19 protein-coding genes and 3 tRNA genes are annotated in these 24,841 nt (G+C 67.6%); 14 read left to right on the forward strand and 8 right to left on the reverse strand.

Annotated features, from left to right (window positions below; genetic code table 11):
* Genes AC5P8F_RS02105 through dapE form a run of 3 tightly spaced genes read left to right on the forward strand, consistent with a single transcriptional unit; the run spans position 1 to position 2,394 of the window.
* Positions 1-867: a hypothetical protein gene (locus AC5P8F_RS02105; protein WP_049441561.1), complete on the forward strand. Its 867-nt coding sequence runs from the start codon at positions 1-3 to the stop codon at positions 865-867.
* A gap of 31 nt (positions 868-898) precedes the next feature.
* Complete coding sequence (locus AC5P8F_RS02110) at positions 899-1,270, forward strand: arsenate reductase (protein WP_014646513.1); 372 nt, start codon at positions 899-901, stop codon at positions 1,268-1,270.
* A complete protein-coding gene (gene dapE / locus AC5P8F_RS02115) occupies positions 1,267-2,394 on the forward strand; it encodes a succinyl-diaminopimelate desuccinylase (RefSeq protein WP_049403828.1) in 1,128 nt (375 codons plus the stop codon). Before AC5P8F_RS02110 ends, dapE begins: the two co-directional genes overlap by 4 nt.
* 120 nt (positions 2,395-2,514) lie before the next feature.
* Here the strand turns inward: dapE and AC5P8F_RS02120 are convergent, their stop codons facing one another.
* A complete protein-coding gene (locus AC5P8F_RS02120) occupies positions 2,515-3,393 on the reverse strand; it encodes a tetratricopeptide repeat protein (RefSeq protein WP_495227580.1) in 879 nt (292 codons plus the stop codon).
* A gap of 338 nt (positions 3,394-3,731) precedes the next feature.
* Between AC5P8F_RS02120 and asnB the strand changes: the two genes are divergently transcribed.
* Together asnB and AC5P8F_RS02130 are read left to right on the forward strand one after the other, a co-directional pair.
* Positions 3,732-5,423: an asparagine synthase B gene (gene asnB / locus AC5P8F_RS02125; RefSeq protein ID WP_049441563.1), complete on the forward strand. Its 1,692-nt coding sequence runs from the start codon at positions 3,732-3,734 to the stop codon at positions 5,421-5,423.
* Positions 5,424-5,523: 100 nt separating this feature from the next.
* The gene (locus AC5P8F_RS02130) at positions 5,524-6,912 is read left to right on the forward strand and encodes a cation:proton antiporter domain-containing protein (protein ID WP_014646517.1); all 1,389 of its coding nucleotides are present in this window, start codon (positions 5,524-5,526) and stop codon (positions 6,910-6,912) included.
* An 82-nt stretch (positions 6,913-6,994) separates the two neighbouring features.
* Here the strand turns inward: AC5P8F_RS02130 and AC5P8F_RS02135 are convergent, their stop codons facing one another.
* Positions 6,995-9,322, reverse strand: coding sequence for a penicillin acylase family protein (locus AC5P8F_RS02135; protein WP_046429734.1), 2,328 nt, complete (start codon positions 9,320-9,322; stop codon positions 6,995-6,997).
* 124 nt (positions 9,323-9,446) lie between these two features.
* On the opposite strand from AC5P8F_RS02135, the gene bfr reads away from it, so the two are divergent.
* The gene (gene bfr / locus AC5P8F_RS02140) at positions 9,447-9,935 is read left to right on the forward strand and encodes a bacterioferritin (RefSeq protein ID WP_005408763.1); all 489 of its coding nucleotides are present in this window, start codon (positions 9,447-9,449) and stop codon (positions 9,933-9,935) included.
* A 318-nt stretch (positions 9,936-10,253) separates the two neighbouring features.
* Here the strand turns inward: bfr and parC are convergent, their stop codons facing one another.
* Both parC and AC5P8F_RS02150 read right to left on the reverse strand, forming a co-directional pair.
* Complete coding sequence (gene parC / locus AC5P8F_RS02145; protein ID WP_288494573.1) at positions 10,254-12,497, reverse strand: DNA topoisomerase IV subunit A; 2,244 nt, start codon at positions 12,495-12,497, stop codon at positions 10,254-10,256.
* Between the two features lie 60 nt (positions 12,498-12,557).
* Positions 12,558-13,439, reverse strand: a complete 882-nt coding sequence (locus tag AC5P8F_RS02150) for a helix-turn-helix domain-containing protein (protein WP_046429737.1) — start codon at positions 13,437-13,439, stop codon at positions 12,558-12,560.
* A 172-nt stretch (positions 13,440-13,611) separates the two neighbouring features.
* On the opposite strand from AC5P8F_RS02150, the gene emrR reads away from it, so the two are divergent.
* From emrR to emrB, 4 genes are read left to right on the forward strand one after another with little or no spacing between them, the layout of a single operon-like run.
* Positions 13,612-14,055, forward strand: coding sequence for a multidrug efflux system transcriptional regulator EmrR (gene emrR / locus AC5P8F_RS02155; RefSeq protein ID WP_014646521.1), 444 nt, complete (start codon positions 13,612-13,614; stop codon positions 14,053-14,055).
* Positions 14,052-15,545, forward strand: a complete 1,494-nt coding sequence (gene emrC / locus AC5P8F_RS02160; protein ID WP_329768034.1) for a multidrug efflux transporter outer membrane subunit EmrC — start codon at positions 14,052-14,054, stop codon at positions 15,543-15,545. The genes emrR and emrC overlap by 4 nt, the downstream gene beginning before the upstream one ends.
* Before the next feature lie 11 nt (positions 15,546-15,556).
* Positions 15,557-16,738: a multidrug efflux MFS transporter periplasmic adaptor subunit EmrA gene (gene emrA, locus AC5P8F_RS02165; RefSeq protein WP_032956867.1), complete on the forward strand. Its 1,182-nt coding sequence runs from the start codon at positions 15,557-15,559 to the stop codon at positions 16,736-16,738.
* A 7-nt stretch (positions 16,739-16,745) separates the two neighbouring features.
* Positions 16,746-18,332 carry a multidrug efflux MFS transporter permease subunit EmrB gene (gene emrB, locus AC5P8F_RS02170; RefSeq protein WP_005408769.1) on the forward strand — a complete coding sequence of 529 codons (1,587 nt, stop codon included), beginning with the start codon at positions 16,746-16,748 and terminating at the stop codon, positions 18,330-18,332.
* 153 nt (positions 18,333-18,485) lie between these two features.
* Here emrB and AC5P8F_RS02175 read toward each other — a convergent pair.
* Both AC5P8F_RS02175 and AC5P8F_RS02180 read right to left on the reverse strand, forming a co-directional pair.
* A tRNA-Leu gene (locus AC5P8F_RS02175) sits at positions 18,486-18,570 on the reverse strand.
* A gap of 50 nt (positions 18,571-18,620) precedes the next feature.
* On the reverse strand, positions 18,621-19,520 hold the full coding sequence (locus AC5P8F_RS02180) for a LysR family transcriptional regulator (RefSeq protein WP_329768070.1): 900 nt from the start codon (positions 19,518-19,520) through the stop codon (positions 18,621-18,623).
* A gap of 98 nt (positions 19,521-19,618) precedes the next feature.
* On the opposite strand from AC5P8F_RS02180, the gene AC5P8F_RS02185 reads away from it, so the two are divergent.
* On the forward strand, positions 19,619-20,365 hold the full coding sequence (locus AC5P8F_RS02185; protein ID WP_014646526.1) for a sulfite exporter TauE/SafE family protein: 747 nt from the start codon (positions 19,619-19,621) through the stop codon (positions 20,363-20,365).
* A gap of 56 nt (positions 20,366-20,421) precedes the next feature.
* On the opposite strand, the gene AC5P8F_RS02190 is transcribed toward AC5P8F_RS02185, so the two are convergent.
* Together AC5P8F_RS02190 and AC5P8F_RS02195 are read right to left on the reverse strand one after the other, a co-directional pair.
* Positions 20,422-20,506: transfer RNA gene (locus AC5P8F_RS02190), tRNA-Leu, on the reverse strand.
* 207 nt (positions 20,507-20,713) lie between these two features.
* Positions 20,714-20,798 (reverse strand) — tRNA-Leu (locus AC5P8F_RS02195).
* Between the two features lie 128 nt (positions 20,799-20,926).
* On the opposite strand from AC5P8F_RS02195, the gene rnr reads away from it, so the two are divergent.
* The 3 genes from rnr to rlmB all read left to right on the forward strand — a co-directional run bounded on the left by rnr (position 20,927) and on the right by rlmB (position 24,774).
* A complete protein-coding gene (rnr, locus tag AC5P8F_RS02200; protein WP_049442198.1) occupies positions 20,927-23,386 on the forward strand; it encodes a ribonuclease R in 2,460 nt (819 codons plus the stop codon).
* A gap of 84 nt (positions 23,387-23,470) precedes the next feature.
* Positions 23,471-23,953, forward strand: coding sequence for a GFA family protein (locus AC5P8F_RS02205; protein WP_049442199.1), 483 nt, complete (start codon positions 23,471-23,473; stop codon positions 23,951-23,953).
* Between the two features lie 77 nt (positions 23,954-24,030).
* Entirely contained in the window at positions 24,031-24,774 is a 744-nt protein-coding gene (rlmB, locus tag AC5P8F_RS02210) for a 23S rRNA (guanosine(2251)-2'-O)-methyltransferase RlmB (protein ID WP_005408775.1), read from the forward strand.
* Positions 24,775-24,841 lie beyond the last annotated feature (67 nt).

A 24,841-nucleotide genomic window follows, 5' to 3' on the forward strand; every position in this document is an offset into this window, starting at 1 on the left:
ATGACGGCGCCGGAGGATCTGGCGCAGTCCGCGATCTACCAGCATCCGTCCGACACCCTGTTCGGGCGGATGCTGCCGCGCCTGCTGCACGCTCCACGCTGGACCCGGCTGCGCCGCGCGCTGTCGCGGCGCTGGCCGATGCCGGCGCTGGTAAGCGATGTGCGCGACGTGGTCTACGTGAGCTGGTGGGTCGACGTACGCCAAGCGCCGATGCCACCACCAGGCCATCACTACGTGGTCCATGCCGGACGCACGCCCTACACCATCCTCAGCTACCGGCACGGCCACTTCGGGCCCGCGCTGGCCGGGCCGCTGCGCTCGCTGATGCCGTCTCCCCGGCAGAGCAACTGGCGCTGGTACCTGCGTCGTGACGACGATCGGGACGGGACGCCGGTGGTGCTGTTTGATCGCAACGTGACGGACCAGCTGGCCTTCGTCGCCGGCGCGCGCGCTTTCAGCGATGCCATGCAGCCGCATCTGTCGGTGCGCTTCGCGCACGTGGTGCGCGCCGATGGCGGTGGGTACACCCTGATCGAGGGCGGGCAGGGCAGTGCGCCGGCGCTGCACCTGCAGTGGCAGGGCGCTGCGGGCTGGGACGATGCCGGGTGGGCGGCGGCCTTCGGCGGCCACCAGGCCCTGCTGCGCTTGCTGACCTGCCAGGACGAGGCCATCGCCCGCACCTGCGACCAGCGCTGGGCCAGCACCCGCATTGCCCTGCCGGTGGACATCGCGCAGCTGCAACCGCTGCAGCTGGAAGGCGAACAGCAGTGCCCGCGCCTGCAGGCGATGGGCGTGGCGCTGCACGAGGGGCTGGCCTTCCAGCTGCCAAGGGTACCTTTCCGGGTCGTGTCCGAGCGCCTGTTGTGAGATTCTGGCCCTCTGTTTTCCAGCATCACAGATGGCCATGAGCACCACTGTCTACGGTTTGAAGAACTGCGATACCTGCAAGAAGGCGACCAGGTGGCTGGACCGCTTCGGCGTGCCGTACACCTTCGTCGACTACCGCGACAACAAACCCAGCCCGGAAATGCTGTTGGCGTGGGCCGCGCAGCTGGGTGGCCTGGCCGCGATGGTCAACAGGTCCTCCACCACCTGGCGGCAGCTGCCGGACAACCGCAAGGCCGCCGATTCCGAGGCCGAATGGAAGCTGCTGCTGCGCGAGTACCCGCAGCTGATCAAGCGCCCGCTGGTGGTCACGGCCGATGGCACGGTCAGCCAGGGCTTCAGCGACAACGGCTTCAAGGCCCGCTTCGGCGTGGGTGACGCATGAGCGCGGTGCTCGACCTGACCTGCGAGCTGATCGCGCGGCCCTCGGTGACGCCCGATGATGCCGGTTGCCAGGCGCTGCTGGCGGCACGCCTGAAGCAGGCCGGGTTCCAGTGCGATCACCTGCGGCTGGGTGAGGTCGACAACCTGTGGGCGACCCACGGCCAGGGCGCGCCGGTACTGGTGCTGCTGGGCCATACCGACGTGGTGCCGACGGGCCCGCGCGAGGCCTGGGCCAGCGATCCGTTCAGCCCGCAGATCCGCGATGGCGTGCTGTATGGCCGTGGCGCCGCCGACATGAAGGGCAGCGTGGCGGCGTTCGTGGTGGCCGCCGAGCAGTTCGTTGCCGCGCATCCTGATCATCCCGGCACGCTGGCGGTGCTGCTGACCAGCGACGAGGAAGGCGACGCCATCGATGGCGTGCGCCACGTCGCACGCCTGTTCGCCGAACGCGGCCAGCGCATCGACTGGTGCATCACCGGCGAGCCGTCCTCGACTGCGACGCTGGGTGACCTGCTGCGCGTGGGGCGTCGCGGCAGCCTGTCGGCCAAGCTGCGCGTGCAGGGCGTGCAGGGCCACGTGGCGTATCCGGAGAAGGCACGCAACCCGATCCACCAGGCGGCGCCGGCCCTGGCCGAGCTGAGTGCGCGGCGCTGGGATGACGGCTACGAAAGTTTCCCGCCGACCAGCCTGCAGGTCTCCAACATCCATGCCGGTACCGGTGCCAACAACGTGATTCCCGGCGAGCTCGAGGTGGATTTCAACATCCGCTACAACCCGCACTGGGATGCACCGAAGCTGGAAGCGGAGATCACCGCGCTGCTGGAACGGCATGGCCTGCAGTACACGCTGAAGTGGCACCGCAGCGGCGAGCCGTTCTACACCCCGGAGGGCACGCTGCGCGCCACCGCGCGTGCGGTGCTGGCCGAGCACATCGGCCGTGCACCGGAAGAAAGCACCGGCGGCGGCACCTCCGATGCACGCTTCATCGCGCCCTTGGGCGCGCAGTGCATCGAAGTGGGGCCGGTCAACGCCAGCATCCACCAGGTGGACGAGAACGTGCGCGTGGCCGATCTGGAGGCATTGCCGGGGCTGTACCAGCGGCTGGTGGAGCGGCTGCTGGCGTGAACCTGCGACGCTGGGTGCCGACCGTTGGTCGGCACGCCTTTCGCCGGCATTGCTTTCCTGTAGAGCCGAGCCATGCTCGGCTGCTTCTGCAGGGAATGCCCAGCCGAGCGTGGCTCGGCTCTACTCAGAAAAAATGAAGAACGGCGGCTCGACCGCTTTTTCCCAGTAGCTCGGCGCCGCCATGTAGAAGTGCTGCGCCTCGGCCCGGGCGAACCAGCGTGCGGCTGCGTCGGTGTCCTTCTCCACGCCCGGTGCACTGCGGCCCAGCAGCAGTCCGGCGAAGTACTGGCCGAACACATTGCCCTTCTCGCCGGCACGCTGGTACAGCTGCAGCGCACGTGCGGGATCGCGCGGTAGTCCCATGCCCTTTTCCAGCAGCGCGCCCAGGTCTACCTGCGCTTCGGCATCGCCACGCTCGGCGCGGCGCTGGATCTGCGCAACCAGTGGATGCACGGTGCCATCCTGTGCGGCCACCGCATCCGGTAGCCGTGACGATGAACTCGGGTAGCGCTCGTAGATCATTCCGCGCAGGTCCCAGCGCAGCGCCTGTTGCGCGTCGCCTGGCTGACGATAGGCCTTGGCGAGTTCGTAGAACGCATAGGGATTGCCGTGGTAGGCCGCCGCCAGGTAGGCGCGTTCTCCGCGTCGCCAGGACGCACGCAGCACCGGCGCCGGATTGATGTGGGGGCTGTCGGCATGCCGCAGCGTGCCGGAGATCCAGATCCTGCCCAGTGCTTCTTCCGCCTTGGTGTTGTGGAAGGTCCAGGGTGTGACCGCGGCGGCACGCTCGTAGTAGGCGATGGCGCGCGGATCGTTGAAGCGTTCGAAGGTTTGCGCGGTATCGAAGGCACCCTCGAAGCTGCCGTCGGTGCCGCGTTGTTCCAGGCCCTGCAGCTGGGCCGGCGGCAGGGGCGAGGGTGGGGCCAGGGTCTGGCAGGCGGCCAGGCCCAGGCAGAACAGGGCGGCCAGCGCCGCGTTGCGTCCAGTGCGGTGTTGCATTTCCATTACACGTTTCACGGCCGGCCATTATGCGCGCCTGGGAGTGGTTGCCAACGCAACGGTTGCACCATGCCGGAAACCGGGGTAGGGTCAATGCCATGTCGATCCGCCTGGCCACCGCCGTCAATAACAACAACCGCAATAATCTGCGCGCGAATAATCGTGCGCGGCCGATGCGGGACTGCGCCCTGGGTAGATAGACAGCAACACACGCCCGGACACCAGAAAACCCGCATCGGTCGATGCGGGTTTTTTTGTGCCCGGGCGTAGTCCCACCCGGGCCTGGATGGCCGGTCGAACACCCTCCCACCCGTGAAATCCCCAACAGGAGCTCCCCCATGTGTTCGATCTTCGGAATCTTCGGCCTGCAGGCCGGTGACGATCTTCCCGCCCTGCGCCGGCACGCGCTGGAACTGTCGCAACGCCAGCGCCACCGTGGCCCGGACTGGAGCGGCGTGTACCTCGACGAAGGTGCGCTGCTGGTCCATGAACGGCTGGCCATCGTCGATCCGGCCGGTGGTTCGCAGCCGCTGCTGTCGGCCGATGGCCAGCTGGCGCTGGCGGTGAACGGCGAGATCTACAACCACCAGGCGTTGAAGGCGGCGCTGACCACCACCTACGACTTCCAGACTGGCTCGGACTGCGAGGTGATCAACGCGCTCTACCGCCAGGGCGGCGCGCCGGCGCAGTGGCTGGAACAGCTCAACGGCATCTTCGCCTTCGCGCTGTGGGACCGTGACAGTGGACGCGTGCTGGTGGCGCGCGACCCGGTGGGCGTGGTGCCGCTGTACTGGGGCCACGATGCCCAGGGGCGCTTGCGCGTGGCCTCGGAAATGAAGGCGCTGGTCGATACCTGTGCCGATGTCGCGCAGTTCCCGCCGGGCCACTATTTCGACAGTGCCAGCGGTGAGCTGGTGCGCTACTACCAGCAACCGTGGCGCGACTACGCCGACGTGCAGGGCCGCCGGGCCGATCTGGCTGAACTGCGCCAGGCGTTCGAGCATGCGGTGGAGCGCCAGCTGATGAGCGATGTGCCTTATGGCGTGCTGCTGTCCGGTGGCCTGGACTCGTCGCTGGTGGCGGCGGTGGCCGCGCGCTATGCACGTCGTCGCATCGAGGATGGGGGACAGACCGAAGCCTGGTGGCCGCGCCTGCACTCGTTCGCGATCGGCTTGAAGGGCTCGCCCGATCTGGCCGCCGCAGCGATCGCCGCCGAAGCGCTGGGCACCGTGCATCACGGTTTCGAGTACACGTTCGAGGAAGGCCTCGATGCGCTGCCGGAGGTGATCCGCCACATCGAGACCTACGACGTCACCACCATCCGCGCATCGACGCCGATGTTCCTGCTGGCGCGGCGGATCAAGGCGATGGGCGTGAAAATGGTGCTCTCCGGCGAGGGCAGCGACGAGATCTTCGGTGGCTACCTGTACTTCCACAAGGCACCGGATGCGCGTGAATTCCACGACGAGCTGGTACGCAAGCTCGACGCCCTGCACAACTACGACTGCCTGCGCGCCAACAAGTCGATGATGGCCTGGGGCGTGGAGCCGCGCGTGCCGTTCCTCGACCGTGAGTTCCTCGATGTGGCGATGCGCTTCGATGCCGCACACAAGATGGTCGGTGCCGGTTTTGGCGGCCGCCGCATTGAGAAGGCCGTGTTGCGCGAGGCGTTCGACGGCTACCTGCCGGACAGCATCCTGTGGCGGCAGAAGGAACAGTTCAGCGATGGCGTGGGCTATGGCTGGATCGATGGGCTGAAGGCACATGCCGAGGCGCAGGTGAGCGACCGTGTACTGGCGGCCGCCGACAAGCGCTTCCCGCACAACCCGCCGCAGACCAAGGAGGCGTACTACTACCGCCACCTGTTCGAGCAGTTCTTCCCGAGCCGGGCAGCGGCCGAGACCGTGCCGGGAGGCAAGTCGATCGCCTGTTCGTCGCCCGCGGCCATCGCCTGGGACGCCAGCTTCGCCGCGGCGGCAGATCCCTCCGGTCGCGCGATCGCCGGCGTGCACGAGCAGGCACTGGCCTGAGCACCCCCAAAAGGGGACGGAGGGGATTAAGTCGTTTGTGGCACAAACGACTTAATCCCCTCCGTCCCCTTTTGTATGATCGCCCCCTGCGCATTGGGGAATGTTCATGGACGTACAGGCAGGCGGCAACGCGCCGCCCACGAAATGGGGATGGCGCTACCTGGCGTGGGCCGGGGTTCCGTTGCTGGCTGGCGTGCTGCTGGCGCGGTATGCCGGGCCGGCGGCGCCCGAGGCGGTTGCCCGTGCCTCCGTCGCCGCCGAAGGCGGCTGGGTGCAGCATCTGGCGTCTCCGCTGGGCCTGTTCCTGCTGCAGCTGCTGGTACTGCTGCTGGTGGCCAAGGGCGCGGGGGCGCTGCTCAAGCGCATGGGACAGCCGGCGGTGATCGGCGAAATGGCCGCTGGCCTGATGATGGGGCCGCTGGTGCTTGGCAGCCTGCTGCCGCAGCTGCATGGTGCGCTGTTCCCGGCCAGTTCGCTGGGCCCGCTGGGCATGCTCAGCCAGCTGGGCGTGCTGATGTTCCTGCTGGTGGCCGGTGCCGAACTGGACCTGGCGGCGCTGCGTGGCCGCCGGCGTTTCGCCTTTACCGTCAGCCATGCCGGCATTGCAGTGCCGTTCGTGCTCGGCGTCGCCTTGGCGATCTGGCTGTATCCGCAGCACGGCCCACAGGGTGTGGGCTTCACCGCATTCGCACTTTTCGTAGGCATCTCGATGAGCATCACGGCCTTCCCCGTGCTGCTGCGCATCCTGGCCGACCGCGGGATCACACAGACGCCGCTGGGGCAGACCGCGATCGCCTGCGCTGCCTTGGGCGATGCCACCGCGTGGTGCCTGCTGGCGCTGATCGTGGCTGCCGCCCAGGCCAGCGGCTGGTTGCCGGCCAGCCTCAACCTGGTGTGCGTGGTCGCGTTCGTGGCGCTGATGCTGGGGCTGGTGAAGCCGTGGTTCGCGCGCCGGCAGATTGCGCCGGGCCGTGAGGGGCGCTGGCTGCTCGGCATCCTGCTGCTGTCGCTGGGCAGTGCGCTGGTCACCGAGATGCTGGGCATCCACGCGCTGTTCGGCGCGTTCGCTGCGGGTGTCGCGGTATCGTCCAACGCGCAGCTGCGTGACCTGCTGATGGCACGTGTCGAGCCGTTCGCGGTCACGCTGCTGCTGCCGTTGTTCTTCGCCATGACCGGGCTGCGCATGCGCGCCGATGCGCTGCAGGCCAGCGACATCGTGCTGTGCGTGGTGGTGATCGCGGTGGCCACGACGGGCAAGCTGCTGGGCACCTTCAGTGCCGCGCGCAGTGCCGGCATGCCCACGCGCGAAGCGTGGCGGCTGGGCGCGCTGATGAACACCCGCGGCCTGATGGAGCTGATCGTGCTCAACCTGGGGTATGAGCTGGGCCTGCTCGGTGACCGCCTGTTCGCGGTGCTGGTGATCATGGCACTGGTGACCACGGCGATGACCGGGCCGCTGCTGAACCTGATCGAACGGCGCAGGGCCTGAGCGTTGAACGGTAGTGCCGGCCGCTGGCCGGCAACCTGATGATGCTGGACACACCTGCATGGATGCCGGCCAGCGGCCGGCACTACCGCGCTGGCACCAGTGTCATCACGTGCTGCGTCTTGCCCGGCAGGAACGGTGTCGGGCGCCCATGCACCCAGTCCTCGTGGCCGGCACCCCAGTACGGTGACAGCGGATGGCCGCTCTGGCCGCCGGGCATGTGCACGATGCCGTCGGCCTCGTGGCCGGGCGAGACCACCATGCGCTCGGAGGCGCCGAAGTTCGGCGTCTGCACGCGCGGCATGTCCCGGTCGCCGGGCAGGCGGTCGGCGGGCATGCACAGCCAGCGCTTGGCGATGTCCGGCAGCGCCCGTGCAATGGGGTGGCAGATCGCCGCGGTATTGCGTTCACCCCAGCTGCGCTTGGCCAGCGGCCCCTGCTTGGCCAGCTCACCCTCGGTACGGCGGGCGGCGTCGATCAGCAGCGCATCCCAGCTGTCGAAGGCCGGTGGCAGCAGGTTGGCCGGGCGCTGTTCCAGCATCGGCCAGGCCACGCCTTCCAGCTGTGCCAGGCGTGGGTCCAGGTAGGCATCGCCCAGCTGCGCGTTGGCCGGGGCCAGCAGTGCATCGGACAGCGTGGCCATGACCTGCGTGCGGAATTCACGCACCACCCGGTAGCTGACCGAACTGGCCGAGGCGCGCCCGCCCCATTGATGGCTGGCCTCCTTCAAACGCTTCAGCGCAGGGTCGTCACTGCGTTCGATGACGTCGTGCAGCAGAGCCCACCAGCGCTGCAGGAACACCGCGCGGTCGTCGAGCTGGATCGCCAGCAGGTCGTGCTCGTCGAAGCGCTCCTGGATTGCCAGCAGGTCGCGGATCTGCCGCGCCCGCGCACCCAGGTCATAGCCGCCGTTGCCGACGCTGGCGAGTGCCTCGCCGTCGAGTACGCGTCCATTGGCGGTCCACAGGCGATGGTTGGGGGGATCGATCAATGCCGGCGAGGCATCGCTGCGGATCGGCCACGGCGCGCAGCCCTGGTTGCTGGCGGCATTGAAGCCGGCCGGTGCACAGCCGGGGCCGCGGTCCGGGCGAGCGCCGATCAGGCGCCAGGCAATGCGCCCGCTGCGATCACCGACCACCAGGTTCTGTGCGGGGATGCCGGCACGGTCGGCGAAGTGCAGTGCACCGTCGAGGTCACCGGCGCGGGCCAGGTCAGCGAAATCCAGGCGTACGGCACCGGGCAGGTGTGCGACCCAGCGCAGGGCGTCGCCACTGCCATCGGCATGGGTATGCAGGATCGGCCCCCAGTCGGTTTCGCGCACCGCGAACAGCACGTCGGCCTGGCCGGCCACGGCGATGCGCTCTTCGTGCACGGTCACGGCGGCGTTGGCCGGTTCCGTGCGATAGTCCGCCGTGTCGATGTAGCTGTTGGTGAAGCCCCAGGCGACGTGCCCGTTGCTGCCGACGATCACCGCCGGCAGGCCCGGCAGGGAGAAGCCGGTGACATCGACCTGGCCGCCGGCGGCCTGTGGGTCGGGGTAGCGCAGGCGCACGCGGAACCACAGGCCGGGTGCACGCAGGCCCAGGTGCATGTCGTCGGCAACGATGGCGCGGCCGTCGGCGGTAAGCGCCCCGGCCACCGCGAAGTTGTTGCTGCCGATGACGTCGCCCTCTTCCTGCTCAGTGCCCGTTTTTCCCTTCAATGTGCGCAGGTCCAGCTGGCTGGCATCGGGCAGGGCGGCGTTGCCGGTGGGTTCGCCAAACAGCGGCGCATCCCATTCGGTGCCGTCGTGGGCGATCAGCGCGTACAGCGCCGGCGGCACCACTGCGCGGATGCGGCTGAGCGCAAGCTCGGTCTGGTTGCCGGGGTCCTGCAGGTCGGCATACATGGCCAGCCCGGTCAGCACGCTGTCGCTGGCCTGCCACGGTTGTGGTGATTGCCGCAGCAGCAGGTAGGCCCATGGGCGCACGGAGAGATCGGCCAGGCCTTCGTTGACGCCATCCACGTAGGCGCGCACGGCCGTGCCGTTGTCGCCCAGTGCGGCCTGCAGATTCGCCTCGGTGCGTGCACGCAGCCGGTGCACGCGCATGCGCTTGTCGGCGTCGATGGCCTTCGGCCCGAACAGCGCCGACAGCTCGCCAGCGGCACTGCGGCGCATCAGGTCCATCTCGAAGTAACGTTCCTGCGCGTGTACGCGGCCGAGCGCACGCATCGCGTCGGCCTGGCTGCCGGCAGTGATGGTGACCACGCCCAGCCCATCGCGCTCGATGGTGACCGGCTTGGCCAGCCCCGGCAGCGCATGCTCGCCGTCCAGGTCGGCCAGGCTGCCGCGCAGCAGCAGCCACAGCACCAGTGCGGTGACCAGCACGATGGCGATCAACACGCCCAGCACCCAACGCCATGTACGTCGCATCGCACGTCCTTTCCGAACTCGTGGGCCGATTGTAGCCGCAGGCGCAACTGCGACTGATTCCGATTAGATCACCGTATTTTGAAATGCGGCACCCTATGCCGCATCGATTCACAGGAGCCCCCCCATGAAAGGCAACCCGGACGTCATCGCCTGCCTGAAGGAACTGCTGCGCGGCGAGCTTGCTGCGCGCGACCAGTACTTCATCCATTCCCGCCGCTACGAGGACCAGGGCCTGTTCGCGCTGTACGAGCGCCTGAACCACGAGATGGAAGAGGAAACCCAGCATGCCGATGCGCTGCTCCGCCGGATCCTGTTCCTGGGTGGCGACCCGGACATGCGCCCGCATGCCACCGAGCCGGGCAAGACCGTGGAGGAGATGCTGCAGAAGGATCTCGATACTGAATACGCCGTTCGGAACAATCTCGCCGCCGGCATGAAGCTGTGCGAGGAGAAGGGCGATTACGTGAGCCGCGACATCCTGCTGGCGCAGCTGAAGGACACCGAGGAAGACCACGCCTGGTGGCTGGAGCAGCAGCTGGGCCTGATCAAGCGCATCGGCCTGGAGCTGTACCAGCTGAGCAAGATCGACGGCAACGGCGCCCCGGCGCACTGAGCGGGCATCGTTTTTGTAGAGCCGAGCCAATGCTCGGCTGCCTTCCGGTAGAGCCGACCGCTGGTCGGCTGCTCTGCAGAAAGCAGCCGACCAGCGGTCGGCTCTACCAGGAGCCAAAAGCAGCCGACCAGCGGTCGGCTCCACCAGCAGCACAGCGTTCTGTCGCCCGCCAGCACCGGAGCACCGCCAGCCAGCCTTCGCCCGCCAGCCGCTCCACCGCCCGCCAGCCGACAACGAAAAAGCCGGGGAATGCCCCGGCTTTTTCGTGCCTGGGGTCAGAGCCCTTTCCCATGGAAAGGGATCCGACCCCCGTACCTCTTATTCCACCGACAGCCCTTCCACCTTCTGCCAGCCGCGCGGCAGCAGGTGGCCGCGGGTGGCACGGGCGCCGAGGTAGGCGTCGAGCTCGTTGAACTTCAGGCCCATGGTGCGCTGGCCGCTGCGCACCTGCAGGGTCTGCCCCGGGCTGATCGCCACGATGGCGACCACGCGTTCAGTGGCGAGCTTGGCCTTCGGGATCTCGATGATCTTGTTGCCCTTGCCCTTGTCCAGTTCCGGCAGGTCGTTGGCGGCGATCGCCAGCAGGTTGCCGGAACTGGTCACCGCCACGATGCGGTCGGTGGCCACGTTGGCGACCATCGACGGGGTGAGCACCGACGAGCCGGACGACAGGTTCAGCATCGCCTTGCCGGCCTTGTTGCGACCGATCAGGTTCTCGAAGCGGGTGACGAAGCCGTAGCCGTGGCTGGAGGCCAGCACGAAGCGGGCATCCGGCTCGGCACTGGCCAGGGTCACGAAGCTGGTACCCGCTGCCGGCGAGAAGCGGCCGGTCAGCGGCTCACCATTGCCACGCGCGGAGGGCAGGGTGTGCACCGGCGTCGAGTAGGCGCGGCCCTCGCTGTCGAGGAACGCGACCTGCTGGGTGCTGCGCGCACGCACTGCGCCCTGCAGGGCGTCGCCATCGCGGTAGGACAGGGCGGACGCATCGACGTCGTGGCCCTTGGCCGCTCGGATCCAGCCCTTCTCCGACAGCACCACGGTCATCGGCTCGCTCGGCACCAGCTCGGTCTCGTCGATGGCCTGCGCGGCCTGGCGCTGCACCAGCGGCGAGCGGCGTGCGTCGCCGAACTTCCTGGCGTCGGCGGTCAGTTCGTCGCGGATCAGCTTCTTCAGCTTGGCCTTGCTGTCGAGGATGCCGAGGATCTTCTCGCGCTCCTTGGCCAGCTCGTCCTGCTCGCCGCGGATCTTCATCTCTTCCAGGCGGGCCAGCTGCTTCAGCTTGGTTTCCAGGATGTACTCGGCCTGTTCCTCGGACAGGCCGAAGCGCGCGATCAGCGCCGCCTTCGGTTCGTCCTCGGTACGGATGATGTGGATCACCTCGTCCAGGTTGAGGAAGGCGACCAGCAGGCCTTCCAGCAGGTGCAGGCGGCGCTCGACCTTCTGCAGGCGGTGCTGCAGGCGGCGGGTGACGGTGTTGCTGCGGAAGGTCAGCCATTCGCTGAGCAGCATCTTCAGGTTCTTCACCTGCGGACGGCCGTCCAGCCCGATCACGTTGAGGTTGACGCGGTAGCTGCGCTCCAGGTCCGTGGTCGCGAACAGGTGGCCCATCAGCTGGTCCGCGTCGACGCGGTTGGAACGCGGCACCAGCACCACGCGCACCGGGTTGGCGTGGTCGGATTCGTCGCGGATGTCCTCCAGCCACGGCAGCTTCTTGGCGCGCATCTGCGCGGCGATCTGCTCGATCACCTTCGACGGCGACACCTGGAACGGCAGCGCCGTCACCACGATGTTGCTGGCCTCCTTGGTGAAGGTCGCACGTGCACGCACGCTGCCGTTGCCGGTCTCGTAGATGTTCCGCAGGTCGTTGGCCGATGTGATGATCTCGGCGCTGGACGGATAGTCCGGGCCCTGCACGTGCTCGCACAGGTCGCGCACGCTGGCATCGGGGTTGTCCAGCAGGTGCAGCAGTGCGCTGACGATCTCGTTGAGATTATGCGGCGGCACGTCGGTGGCCATGCCCACGGCGATGCCGGTGGTGCCGTTGAGCAGCAGGTGCGGCAGCCGTGCCGGCATCCAGGTCGGCTCCTGCAGGGTGCCGTCGAAGTTCGGTGCCCAGTCGGTGGTGCCCTGGCCCAGTTCGCCCAGCAGCACTTCGGCGATCGGGGTCAGCTTGGATTCGGTGTAACGCATCGCCGCGAACGACTTCGGGTCGTCGCTGGAGCCGAAGTTGCCCTGGCCCTCGATCAGCGGGTAGCGGTACGAGAACGGCTGCGCCATCAGCACCAGCGCTTCGTAGCACGCGCTGTCGCCGTGCGGGTGGTACTTGCCGATGACGTCGCCGACGGTGCGCGCGGACTTCTTCGGCTTGGACGCGGCATTCAGGCCCAGCTCGCTCATCGAATAGATGATGCGGCGCTGCACCGGCTTCAGGCCGTCGCCGATGAACGGCAGGGCGCGGTCCAGGACCACATACATCGAGTAGTCGAGGTAGGCGCGTTCGGCGTACTCGCGCAGCGGCAGTTGTTCGAATCCGTGGAACACGGGGCGGGCAAGTTCGGTCATGCGGCGTTGTTACCTGTTGTCGGGAGGCGGCGACGGCGGTCGCCGCTCGCAATCCTGTGATTATCCGGATGCGGCGGGGGATGCCAAGCCGCGCGCAGGGTCCAGCCCGGTTTCCAGGCCGTGCCCGGCCCGTGCCAGGTAGCGCCCGGGCGGCAGCCCGAAGTGGCGGCGGAACACGGTAACGAACGCGCTGGCGCTGCTGAAGCCCAGCGCGTGGGCGATGTCGGCCACGCTGCGGCCGTCGGTCAGCTGGCGCAGGGCCTCTGACAGGCGCGCCTGCTGCCGCCACTGGGCGAAGCTGAGCGTGGTCTCGTCGCGGAAGTGACGGGTCAGGCTGCGCGGTGACAGGCCGGCCCAATGCGCCCATTCGGCCAGGCTGCGTTCGTCGGAGGGGTCGGCCAGCAACTGCGAGGCGATCTTCAGCAGGCGCCGGTCGTGCGGCATCGGCAGGTGCATGCGCTGGCGCGGCGCGGTGCGGATCTCGTCCAGCAGCACGTCGATGATGTGCTGGCGCTCGGGCGTGGTGTCATGGCCGAGCGGCCATTCGCAGATGCGGTCGGCCAGCGCCTGCGCCAGCTTGGACAGGCCCAGCACGCAGGGGTCGGCGGGCAGGGTGGCGCAGGCCGGTGCAGCCAATGCCATGCCCCAGCCGCGCAACGGGCCGTCGAGGGTGACGGTGTGCGGTTCCAGCGGCGGCATCCAGCCGGCCGAGCCCGGCGCCAGCGACCACGTGCCATGCGAGGTGCGGGTGGTCAGCAGGCCGCGTTCGACGCAGATCAACTGGGCACGCTGGTGGTGGTGCCAGTCGACCTCGCGGGCCAGGCCCTGCTGGCTGTCGAAGCGGAAGGCGATGACCGGCGGGCCGTCGTTGCGCTCGAACCAGTCCAGTGCCTCATCTCTGAGTAGGCGTTTGGGAACCTGAATTTCTGCCTTGTTCATCATGTCCGCTGGCTGAAATGTGACATCCATTGGCTGGATTGTACTACCGGGCCACCTGACCAGATCATTAAGGTAGGCGCCTTCACTGATCGAGCCCGCTGCTGCAACACAGCATTCGATGCCAGATCGAATATTTCCATTGAGAAGTATTTTTTTTGGAAGAGAATGCTCCCCCATGATCTGTCCTGCAACCACTCCCCCCAGCTTCGGCCTGCTGCTGCGCCAGGTGCGCGACGGCCTGGTGCGCCAACTCGACGCGTCCATGGCGGAAGAAGATCTGGGAATCGGCTTCACCCATTACATCGGGTTGAAGGTGCTTTCCCACATGGCGCCCTGCACCGCCAACGAACTGGCCCAGGCCATCGACCAGGTGCCCAGCGCGGTCACCCGCCTGCTGGACAAGCTGGAGGCGCTGGGCTGCGTCCGCCGCGAGGCGCATGCGCAGGACCGGCGGGCACTGCAGATCGTGCTGACCGACGAAGGCCGTGCGTTGTGGGCGCGGCTGAAGCTGCGCGGCGACGCGGTGATGGATTACGCGCTGCGTGATCTTTCCGCCGACGAGCGCACGCTGCTGCTGTCCCTCCTTACCCGAATCCGCGATTCACTGACGACCCCATGAACCCGATCCCGCATTCCACTCTCCGCCGGTCCGGGCGCGCGCTGCTGGTGTCAGCGCTGGCGCTGGCCCTGGCCGCCTGCGCCAGCAGTCGTGGCCTCAACCCGCAGGGCCACGTGCTTGACGTGGACAGCCTGCACAGCGAACGCACCCTGGCTGACACCGACCTGAGCGCCGCCGGCTTCCCGGCGCAGGACTGGTGGAAGGCACTGGGCGATGCGCAGCTGGACGCACTGGTCGCCGAGGGCCTGGCCGGCCACCCGAGCCTGGACGCCGCCGACGCGCGCCTGCGCCAGGCCCAGGCCCAGGTCGGTACCGCGCGCGCCGACGAGCTGCCCAGCCTGTCGGTGTCCGGCGGCTACACCGGCCTGCGCCTGCCCGAGTCGATGGTCGGCAGCGAGATGGGCGGCCGCTATGGCGGCAGCAGCCAGGTCGCCTTCGATTTCAGCTACGGCGTGGACCTGTGGGGCGGCAAGCGCGCCGCCTGGGAAGCGGCGGTGGATGGCGCGCATGCCGCCACCGTTGAAGCCCAGGCCGCACGCCTGAACCTGTCCACCGGCATTGCCCAGGCCTATGCCGACCTGGCCTACGCGTGGCAGCTCAACGACGTGGCCGAGGAAGAACTGACCCGCTCGCAGAAATCGCTGCAGCTGACCCGCCAGCGCCGCAGCGCCGGCATCGACAGCGATCTGCAGGTGCGCCAGGCCGAGGCCCGCGTGCCGGCCGCGCAGCAGCAGGTGCTGGCCGCGCAGCAGCGCATCGACGCCGCCCGCACCGCGCTGGCTGCACTGGTCGGCAAGGGGCCGGACCGTGGCCTGTCGATCCAGCGCCCGCAGCCGTTGAACCCGATGGCACTGCAGCTGCCGGGCGTACTGCCCAGCGAACTGCTCGGCCGTCGCCCCGACATCGTGGCTGCGCGCTGGCGCGTGGAAGCGGCCGACAAGCAGATCAAGGTCGCCAAGACCAAGTTCTACCCGAGCTTCAACCTGACCGCGCTGGCCGGCGTGGTCGCCCCGAACGTGGGTGACCTGCTGAAGAACAGCTCGACCTTCGCCTACATCGGCCCGGCGTTGAGCCTGCCGATCTTCGAAGGCGGCAAGCTGCGCGCCAACCTGGCCAACACCGACGCGCAGTACGACCTGGCGGTGGCCAACTACAACCAGGCCGTGCTCGATGCACTGCGCGACGTCGCCGACCAGGTCAACGCGGTGCGCTCGCTGGCGCAGCAGGCGCACGCGCAGCAGCAGGCAGTGGACACCGCACGCTCGGCCTTCGACCTGGCCCAGCAGCGCTACCGCGCCGGCATCGGCAGCTACCTGGACGTGCTGACCGCGCAGTCCACCCTGCTGCAGTCGCAGCAGCAGCTGGCCGGCCTGCAGTCGCAGCAGGTGCAGACCTCGGTGCGCCTGAGCAAGGCGCTGGGCGGTGGTTTCCAGCCCGCCGACACCGACCGCGCACCGATCGCCTCCCATTCCGATTCCTCGCATTCCTGAAGACGCCCGCCATGAGCCAGACCCAAGACACCGCGGCCCCGGCCGCCCCCAACCGCCGCGGCAACCTGCTGCGCGGCCTGTTCGTGATCGTCGTGCTGCTGCTTGCCGCCCTGGCGCTGTGGTACTTCATGTTCGGCCGTTGGTTCGAAGAGACCGACGATGCCTACGTGCAGGGCAACCAGGTGCAGATCACCCCGCTGGTGGCCGGTACCGTGGTCGCCATCAATGCCGATGACGGCATGCGCGTGGAGCGCGGCCAGCTGCTGGTGCAGCTGGACCCGTCCGACACTTCGGTGGCGCTGCAGCAGGCCGAAGCCAACCTGGCCAAGACCGTGCGCCAGACCCGTGGCCTGTACCGCAGCGTGGAAGGCGCGCAGGCGGACCTGAACGCCCGCCAGGTGACCCTGAAGCGCGTGCGCGAGGACTTCGCCCGCCGCAAGGATCTGGCCGCCACTGGCGCCATTTCCAACGAAGAACTGGCCCACGCCCGCGACGAGCTGGCGGCGGCCGAAGCGGCCGTGGCCGGTTCGCGCGAGACCGTCGAGCGCAACCGCGCGCTGGTCGACGACACCGTGATCGCCACCCAGCCGGACGTGCAGGCCGCCGCCGCGCAGCTGCGCCAGGCCTTCCTCAACAACGCCCGAGCCGGCATCGTCGCGCCGGTCACCGGCTACGTTGCCCGTCGTTCGGTGCAGGTGGGCCAGCGCGTGCAGCCGGGCAATGCCCTGATGGCCGTGGTGCCGACCGAGCAGATGTGGGTCGAGGCCAACTTCAAGGAAACCCAGCTGCGCCATATGCGCCTGGGCCAGGAAGTGGAGCTGAAGTCGGACCTGTATGCCGGTGACGTGAAGTACAAGGGCCGCATCCAGAGCCTGGGCCTGGGTACCGGCTCGGCGTTCTCGCTGTTGCCGGCGCAGAACGCCAGCGGCAACTGGATCAAGATCGTGCAGCGCGTGCCGGTGCGCATCGCCATCGATGCCAAGCAGCTGGCCGAACACCCGCTGCGCATCGGCCTGTCGATGAAGGCCGAAGTGAGCCTGCGCGACCAGAAGGGTGAAGTACTGCCGAGCACCCCGGCCAAGGGCACCGTGTTCGACACCGACGTATATGCCAAGCAGCTGCATGATGCCGACGAGGTGATCCACACGATCATCCAGGGCAACCTGCCGCAGCAACAGGCAAAGGTGGGCTGAGGTCGCCATGTCCGCACAAGCTCCAGCCGCACCCGGCGCTCCGGGTGCACCGGCGGCGCCGGGTGCGGCCTCCGGGTTCCTGCCACCCAGCGTCGCCCTGTGCACCGTGGGCCTGGCGATGGCGTCGTTCATGCAGGTGCTCGACACCACCATCGCCAACGTTTCACTGCCGACCATCGCCGGTAATCTCGGCGCCAGCTCGCAGCAGGCGACCTGGGTCATCACTTCGTTCGCGGTCAGCACGGCCATCGCGCTGCCGCTGACCGGCTGGCTCAGCCGTCGCTTCGGCGAGCGCAAGCTGTTCGTCTGGGCCACGCTGGCCTTCGTCATCACCTCGCTGCTGTGCGGCCTGGCGCAGAGCATGGGCATGCTGGTGCTGTCGCGTGCGCTGCAGGGTTTCGTGGCCGGCCCGATGTACCCGATCACGCAGTCGCTGCTGGTCTCGATCTATCCGCGCGAGAAACGCGGACAGGCATTGGCGCTGCTGGCGATGATCACGGTGGTGGCGCCCATCTGCGGTCCGATCCTCGGTGGTTGGATCACCGACAACTACAGCTGGGAATGGATCTTCCTGATCAACGTGCCACTGGGCATCTTCGCCGCGCTGGTGGTGGGCAACCAGCTGAAGGGACGCCCGGAGCAGATCGAGAAGCCGAAGATGGACTACGTCGGCCTGGTCACCCTGGTGATCGGTGTCGGTGCCCTGCAGCTGGTGCTCGACCTGGGCAACGACGAGGACTGGTTCTCGTCGATGAAGATCGTGGTGCTGGCCTGCGTGGCGGTGGTGACGCTGACGGTGTTCCTGATCTGGGAGCTGACCGACAAGGATCCGATCGTTGACCTGAAGCTGTTCCGGCACCGCAACTTCCGCGCCGGTACGCTGGCGATGGTGGTGGCCTACGCGGCGTTCTTCAGCGTGGCGCTGCTGATCCCGCAGTGGCTGCAGCGTGACATGGGCTACACCGCGATCTGGGCAGGCCTGGCGACCGCGCCGATCGGCATCCTGCCGGTGATCATGACGCCATTCGTCGGCAAGTACGCATCGCGCTTCGACATGCGCATGCTGGCCACGGTCGCCTTCATCGTGCTGTCGATGACCAGCTTCCTGCGTTCGAACTTCAACCTGCAGGTGGACTACATGCACGTGGCCGGCGTGCAGCTGATCATGGGCATCGGCGTCGCGCTGTTCTTCATGCCGGTGCTGCAGATCCTGCTGTCGGACCTGGATGGGCGCGAGATCGCGGCGGGCTCCGGCCTGGCCACGTTCCTGCGTACGCTGGGTGGCAGCTTCGCGGCGTCACTGACGACGTGGCTGTGGGCGCGGCGTACCCAGGTGCACCATGCCGACCTGACCGAGCACATCTCGGCCTATCAGCCCGGCATGCAGGACCAGGTGACGGCGATGGGGCAGGGCGACCTGCAACACGGTGCAGCGGTACTGAACAACATGATCAACCACCAGGCATCGCAGATGGGCTTCAACGACATCTTCTTCCTGCTGGGCTGGATCTTCCTGGCGATCATCACGTTCCTGTGGCTGGCCAAGCCGCCGTTCGGCGCGGGTGCGGGTGCTGCCGCCGGTGGCGGGCACTGATCGTTCATTGCTGTTGAAACGCAGAAACCCCGCCGCAAGGCGGGGTTTTTCTTTTGGTGGATCCACGCCACGCATGGGTGGATCTCGGGGCGTGAATTCCCAGACCCCGGAAACGAAAAAACCCGCTTTCGCGGGTTTGATCATCTTGAGTCGTGGTGCCCAGGAGAGGACTCGAACCTCCACGGTTTTACCCGCTAGTACCTGAAACTAGTGCGTCTACCAATTCCGCCACCTGGGCGACTCAGGAGATGAATTATGGGGAGCGACAGAAGATGTGTCAACAACATTTCACACTTTTTTCTGGGGCTGCACGCCCAGGTGATGCAGCAGGCTGCGCATCGCCGGTGACAGTCGTGTCCACTCGGCAAAGCAGGCGCACAGGCGTCGTTGCGCCCACGCATCGGCGAGCGGTACGGCGACGGTGTGCGTGCTGCGCCGATGCTGGCGCGCGATGGTCCGCGGCACGATGCCGACGCCGATGCCGTGGCCGACCATGATGCACACGCCTTCGAAGGTCTTCATGCGGATGCGTACATCCAGGCGGCGCCCGATGTCGTGCGCCTGGTCCTCGATGTAGGTCTGCAGTGCATTGCCATCGGCCAGGGCAACGAAGGTCTCGCCGGCAACCTCGACGAAGGTCACGCTGCGCCGCGAGGCGAGGCGGTGATCGGCCGGCAGCAGCATCACCAGCGGGTCTTCGGCAACCACATGCTGCTGCAGGCCGGCAGCGTCGACCGCATCACTGATGATGCCGGCCTCGGCCTGGCCCGCATTGATCGCACGCACGACCTCGGGGCTGGTGCGCTCCAGCAGTTCCACATGCAGGCGTGGCCGTTCGGCCAGCCACGGCGCGAGCCGCGAGGGCAGGTAGTTGGTCAGCGCGGCGGTGTTGGCATACAGGTGCAGGGTGCCGCGCGCACCCTGCGCGAACGCCTGCAGTTCGCCGCGCAGCTGTGCCTGCTGCTGCAGGATCAGGCGTGCGTGGTGGGCGAGGGCGGCGCCGGCCTCGGTCAGGCTGACGCCGCGTGGGTGCCGGTGCAACAGCGCGGTGCCGGCATCGGCTTCGATCGTGCGCAGGCGCTCGCTGGCTGAACCCAATGCCAGGTTTGCCTGTGCCGCGCCGGCGGTGATGCTGCCGGCTTCGGCGATTGCCAGGAACAGGCGCAGGTCGGCGATGTCCATCCGCATGTCGTGCCTCATTGCTGATCCGGCGCCTTCGGGTCAGCCGAAGGCTGGGCCGGGAAGACCGCATTGTGCGCCTGGCGAGGGCCCGGTCCAATGAAGCCATGCATGAATCGACGTACTTCTATTTGCTGCTGGTGGTGGTGTTCGTGCTGGCCGGCGTGGTCAAGGGCGTGACAGGGATGGGGTTGCCGACGGTGGCGATGGGCCTGCTGGGCAGCACCCTGTCACCGGTGGCGGCGGCGTCGATGCTGTTCATTCCAACCTTCGTCACCAATGCGTGGCAACTGCTGTCCGGGCCGTCGCTGGGCCACATCGTGCGGCGTTTGTGGCCGATGATGCTTGCCGTGGTGGTGGTGACGCTGGGTTCGGCCGCACTGCTGGTGCGGGTCGATCGCACCTGGTCGCGCGTTGCGCTGGGCGTGGCATTGGTGGTCTATGCCGCCTATGCGTTGCTCGCGCCGGTGTTCCGCGTGCCGCAGCGGCGCGAGCGCTGGCTGGGGCCGCTGGTGGGTGCGCTGTCCGGCGTGGTGACGGGGGCGACGGGTGTGTTCGTGATGCCGGCGGTGCCGTACCTGCAGTCGCTGGGATTGCAGCGCGAGGAGCTGGTGCAGGCGCTCGGGCTGGCGTTCACCGTGTCGACGATTTCGCTGACCACCGGTCTGGTGCTGCACGGTGCGTTCGGCATCCAGCAGCTGGGGCTGAGTGCGCTGGCGGTGCTGCCGGCGCTGCTGGGCATGTGGCTGGGCCAGGTGATCCGGCAGCGCATCAGTGCCCGCGTGTTCCGCGCCTGCTTCCTGGGGTTCCTGCTGCTGCTCGGGCTGGAACTGGTGCTGCGGCCGTTGTTCTGATGCCGGATCCGGGGCATGAAAAAACCCGCTTTCGCGGGTTTTTCTCATTCTCGACGTGGTGCCCAGGAGAGGACTCGAACCTCCACGGTTTTACCCGCTAGTACCTGAAACTAGTGCGTCTACCAATTCCGCCACCTGGGCGTCGAGGAGCGAGATTATGGGGTGCCGTGACGGGGGTGTCAACACTTTTTGCTGATCCCGGGTCGGTTGCCGTTGCGCATGCGAAACGGGCTCTGCCCCCCATCTCACTCGCTTGGGGCCAGAGCCCATTCCTCTGGAAAGGAATCCGACCCCGGCTGCCGGATCACAGGCAAAAAAAATCCCCGCCGAAGCGAGGAGTTTTTTCGTTGGTGCCCAGGAGAGGACTCGAACCTCCACGGTTTTACCCGCTAGTACCTGAAACTAGTGCGTCTACCAATTCCGCCACCTGGGCGTTCCAGAGGCGCAATTGTGAAGATGAATCCGCAGGCTGTCAACGACTTCCTGAATATTTTTGACGCGATCGCTTGAAGGCGACCGCTGACCCGTTCTGCACGCCGCCAGCGGCTACCATGTAGGGCGATGACTACCAAAAAACCAAGCAAGGGCGGGAGCAAGTCCCGCAGCCAGGCCCCGAACAAGGGCGCCAAGGCGGGTGCAGCCCGCACCACCAAGCCGGGCAAGCCGCTGCCGGGCTGGTTCCCCGAATTGAATGAAGGCGGTGCACCGCCACGCGGCCGCAAGGTCCGCAGTACCGATGCACCGGGCCCGGCCCCGGGCCGCAAGCTGCCGCCGGCCGGCAAGGTGATCGACGATCCCTATGCCGCCCGCGAAGCGGAGAAGTACGAACAGCCCATCGCCAGCCGCGAGGCCATCCTGGCCCTGCTGGAGCGCTGCGAAGGGCCGCAGACCGCCGAGGAACTGGGCGCGCGCCTGGGCCTGACCGCTCCGGACCGGGCCGAGGCGCTGTCGCGCCGGCTCGGTGCGATGGTCCGCGACGGCCAGTTGGTGCAGAACCGTCGCGGCGGTTTCGCCCCGATCCAGACCCTGAACCTGGTCACCGGTGTGGTGATCGCCAACCCGGAAGGGTTCGGCTTCCTGCGCCCGGTCGAGGGCGGCGACGACCTGTTCCTGCCGCCTTATGAAATGCGCAAGGTCATGCACGGCGACAAGGTGCTGGCCCGCGTGACCGGCATCGATCACCGTGGCCGTCGCGAAGGCAGCATCGCCCGCGTGCTGGAGCGCGGCATGACCCGCCTGATCGGCCGCTTCAGCATCGAGATGGGCATCAACTACGTGGTGCCCGACGACAAGCGCGTGCAGCGCAACGTGCAGGTGCCGCCGGACCAGACCGGTGGTGCGCGCGACGGCCAGCTGGTGGTCTGTGAACTGACCCAGGCGCCGGACAGCCGCCGCCCGCCGATCGGCCGCATCATCGCGGTGCTCGGCGACAAGCTGACCGCGTCGCTGGTGGTGGAGACCGCCATCCATGGCCACGAGCTGCCGTTCGAGTTCCCGCAGGAGGTGCTGGACGAAGCGGCCTCGGTGCCGCTGGTGGTCGAGCCGGCGATGATTGGCGACCGTGTCGACCTGCGCAGCACGCCGCTGGTCACCATCGATGGCGAGGATGCCAAGGACTTCGACGACGCGGTGTACTGCGAGCCGAATGCCGAGGGTTTCCGCCTGGTGGTGGCGATTGCCGACGTCTCGAATTACGTTCGCCCTGGTACGCCGCTGGATGAAGAGGCGCAGAAGCGTGCGACGTCGGTGTACTTCCCGGGCTTCGTGGTGCCGATGCTGCCGGAGACACTGTCCAACGGCATCTGCTCGCTGATGCCGAAGGTCGACCGCATGTGCTTTGTCTGCGACATGCAGATCGACCGCGATGGCCTGGTCACGCATTCGCGCTTCTACGAGGCGGTGATGAACTCGCATGCGCGCCTGACCTACACCCAGGTGTGGAAGGCGGTGGGCGAGGACGATGCCGATACCAAGGCCTGGATGGGCGACCTGCTGCCGCAGGTGCAGCGCCTGCACCAGCTGTACAAGGTGCTGTCCAAGGCACGCGCCAAGCGCGGTGCCATCGAATTCGAAAGCAGTGAAGTGCGTTTCGTGCTGGACAACCGTGGTGAAGTGACCCAGGCCGGCATGCTGGTGCGCAACGACGCGCACAAGCTGATCGAGGAGTGCATGATCGCGGCCAACGTCGAGGCCGCCAGGTACCTGCTGTCGCGCCATGTGCCGGCGCCGTACCGCATCCACGAGAAGCCGCCGGAAACCAAGTACGCCGACCTGCTGGAATTCCTCAAGGAGTTCAAGCTGAGCCTGCCGCCGTGGTCGAAGGTGCGCCCGGGCGATTACACCAAGCTGCTGAAGAAGATCCGCGACCGCCCCGATGCCACGCTGCTGGAATCGGTGTTGCTGCGCAGCCAGAGCCTGGCGATCTACAGCCCGGAGAATCACGGCCACTTCGGCCTGGCGCTGGAGGCGTACGCGCACTTCACCTCGCCGATCCGCCGTTACCCCGACCTGCTGGTGCACCGTGCGATCAAGCATGCGTTGTCCGGCAAGCCGCTGGACAAGTTCACCTACAACGCGCGCGAAATGGCGGCCCTGGCGCTGCAGTGTTCCGAGCGCGAGCGCCGTGCCGACGAAGCCGAGCGCGAGGTCGACGAGCGTTACCGCGCGGCGTGGATGGAAAAGCACGTGGGCGGCCAGTTCGACGGCGTGATCAGCGGCGTGACCAGCTTCGGCCTGTTCGTGGAACTGGACGAGTCCAAGGTGCAGGGCCTGGTGCATGTGACCCAGCTGCCGCAGGACTATTACAAGTTCGACGCCACCCGCAAAACGCTGACCGGCGAACGCCGCGGCAGCAGCTACCGGCTGGGTGACCGCGTGCGGATCCTGGTGCTGAAGGCCAGCATGGAAGAGCGCAAGATCGACTTCCGCCTGGTCGAGCACAAGGGCGAGGACGAGGGCGATGGCCTGCCGCCGCCGCCCGAGCGGGGCAAGCCGGCCAAGCGCACCAAGAAGAAGTATTGAAAGGTGTGCCGACCAACGGTCGGCACCTACCGCAACTGGTAGGTGCCAACCTTGGTTGGCACGACGTTCCGGAGGAACCCCAGCATGCAAGGCCAACCCGAATACAGTGGCGGCTGCCAGTGCGGCGCGGTCCGCTTCCAGGCGCGTGGCGAGCTCACCGACAGCTCGATCTGCCATTGCCGGATGTGCCAGAAGGCGTTCGGTGCCTATTACGCGCCGCTGGTATCCGTGCGCGGCGTGCAGTTCAGCTGGACCCGCGGCCAGCCGCGCTATTTCCAGTCGTCCAACGTGGTGCGGCGTGGTTTCTGCGCCGACTGCGGTACACCCCTGACCTATGAAGCCCTGGATGGCGTGGCCGTGGCTGCCGGCGCCTTCGATGAGCCGGAACGCCTGCCACCGACGATCCAGTACGGGGTGGAGCGCAAGCTGCCGTTCGTCGACAGCCTGTCCGGCCTGCCGGCGCGGCGCACCGAGGACGACGTCGCCGCGCTGGAGTTCCTGGCCACCATCGTCTCCCACCAGCACCCCGACCACGACACCCCGCACTGGCCGCCGCGCAGTCGGTAACGCCCCTCTGCGGCCGGTCGCAGCGCCCGGCCTGCCGATGCTCTACCATAGCCACCCCCTTTCCGGTCCCCGCCCGCATGAGCAAGAACAGCCAGTGGATTGTCGGCGTCAACGCCGTCGCCTCCTCCATCGAGAACGACGCCGAGAACGTCCGCGAAGTGCTGGTCGAGGCCGGTGCGAAGAACCCGCGCCTGACCGAGATCGAAGAGAACGCCCGCCGCAAGGGCATCGATGTGCGCAAGGTGAACAGCCAGGCGCTGGACGGTGTTGGCGGTTCGGTGCGCCACCAGGGCGTGGCCGCGCGCTACGCCGCCGCCCGTACCTACAGCGAGAACGAGCTGGAAGGGCTGGTCACCGCGGCCGAGGGCAAGGCCCTGCTGCTGGTGCTCGACGAGGTGCAGGACCCGCACAACCTCGGCGCCTGCCTGCGCTCGGCCGCTGCCGCCGGGGCGACCGCGGTGATCATCCCGAAGGACAAGTCGGCCACGGTCAATGCCACTGTGCGCAAGACTTCGGCCGGTGCCGCCGACCTGATCCCGGTGGTGGCGGTGACCAACCTCTCGCGCTGCCTGAAGGACCTGCAGAAGCAGGGCGTGTGGATCTACGGCCTGGCCGGTGAAGCCACGGCCTCGCTGTACCAGCTGGACCTGAAGGGCAACATCGCGCTGGTGCTGGGCGGCGAAGCCGATGGCCTGCGCCGCCTGACCCGCGAGAACTGCGATGGCCTGGTCAAGATCCCGATGCCGGGCGAGATCGAGAGCCTGAACGTCTCCGTCGCCGCCGGCGTCAGCCTGTTCGAGGCCGTGCGCCAGCGCGGTTGATCGGCCAGCGCGATGTGATCGGGGTCAGATCCCTTTTCCAATGGGAAAAGGGATCTGACCCCGTTTC

It is taken from the genome of Stenotrophomonas sp. YJH_SMC_69 (assembly GCF_059370495.1).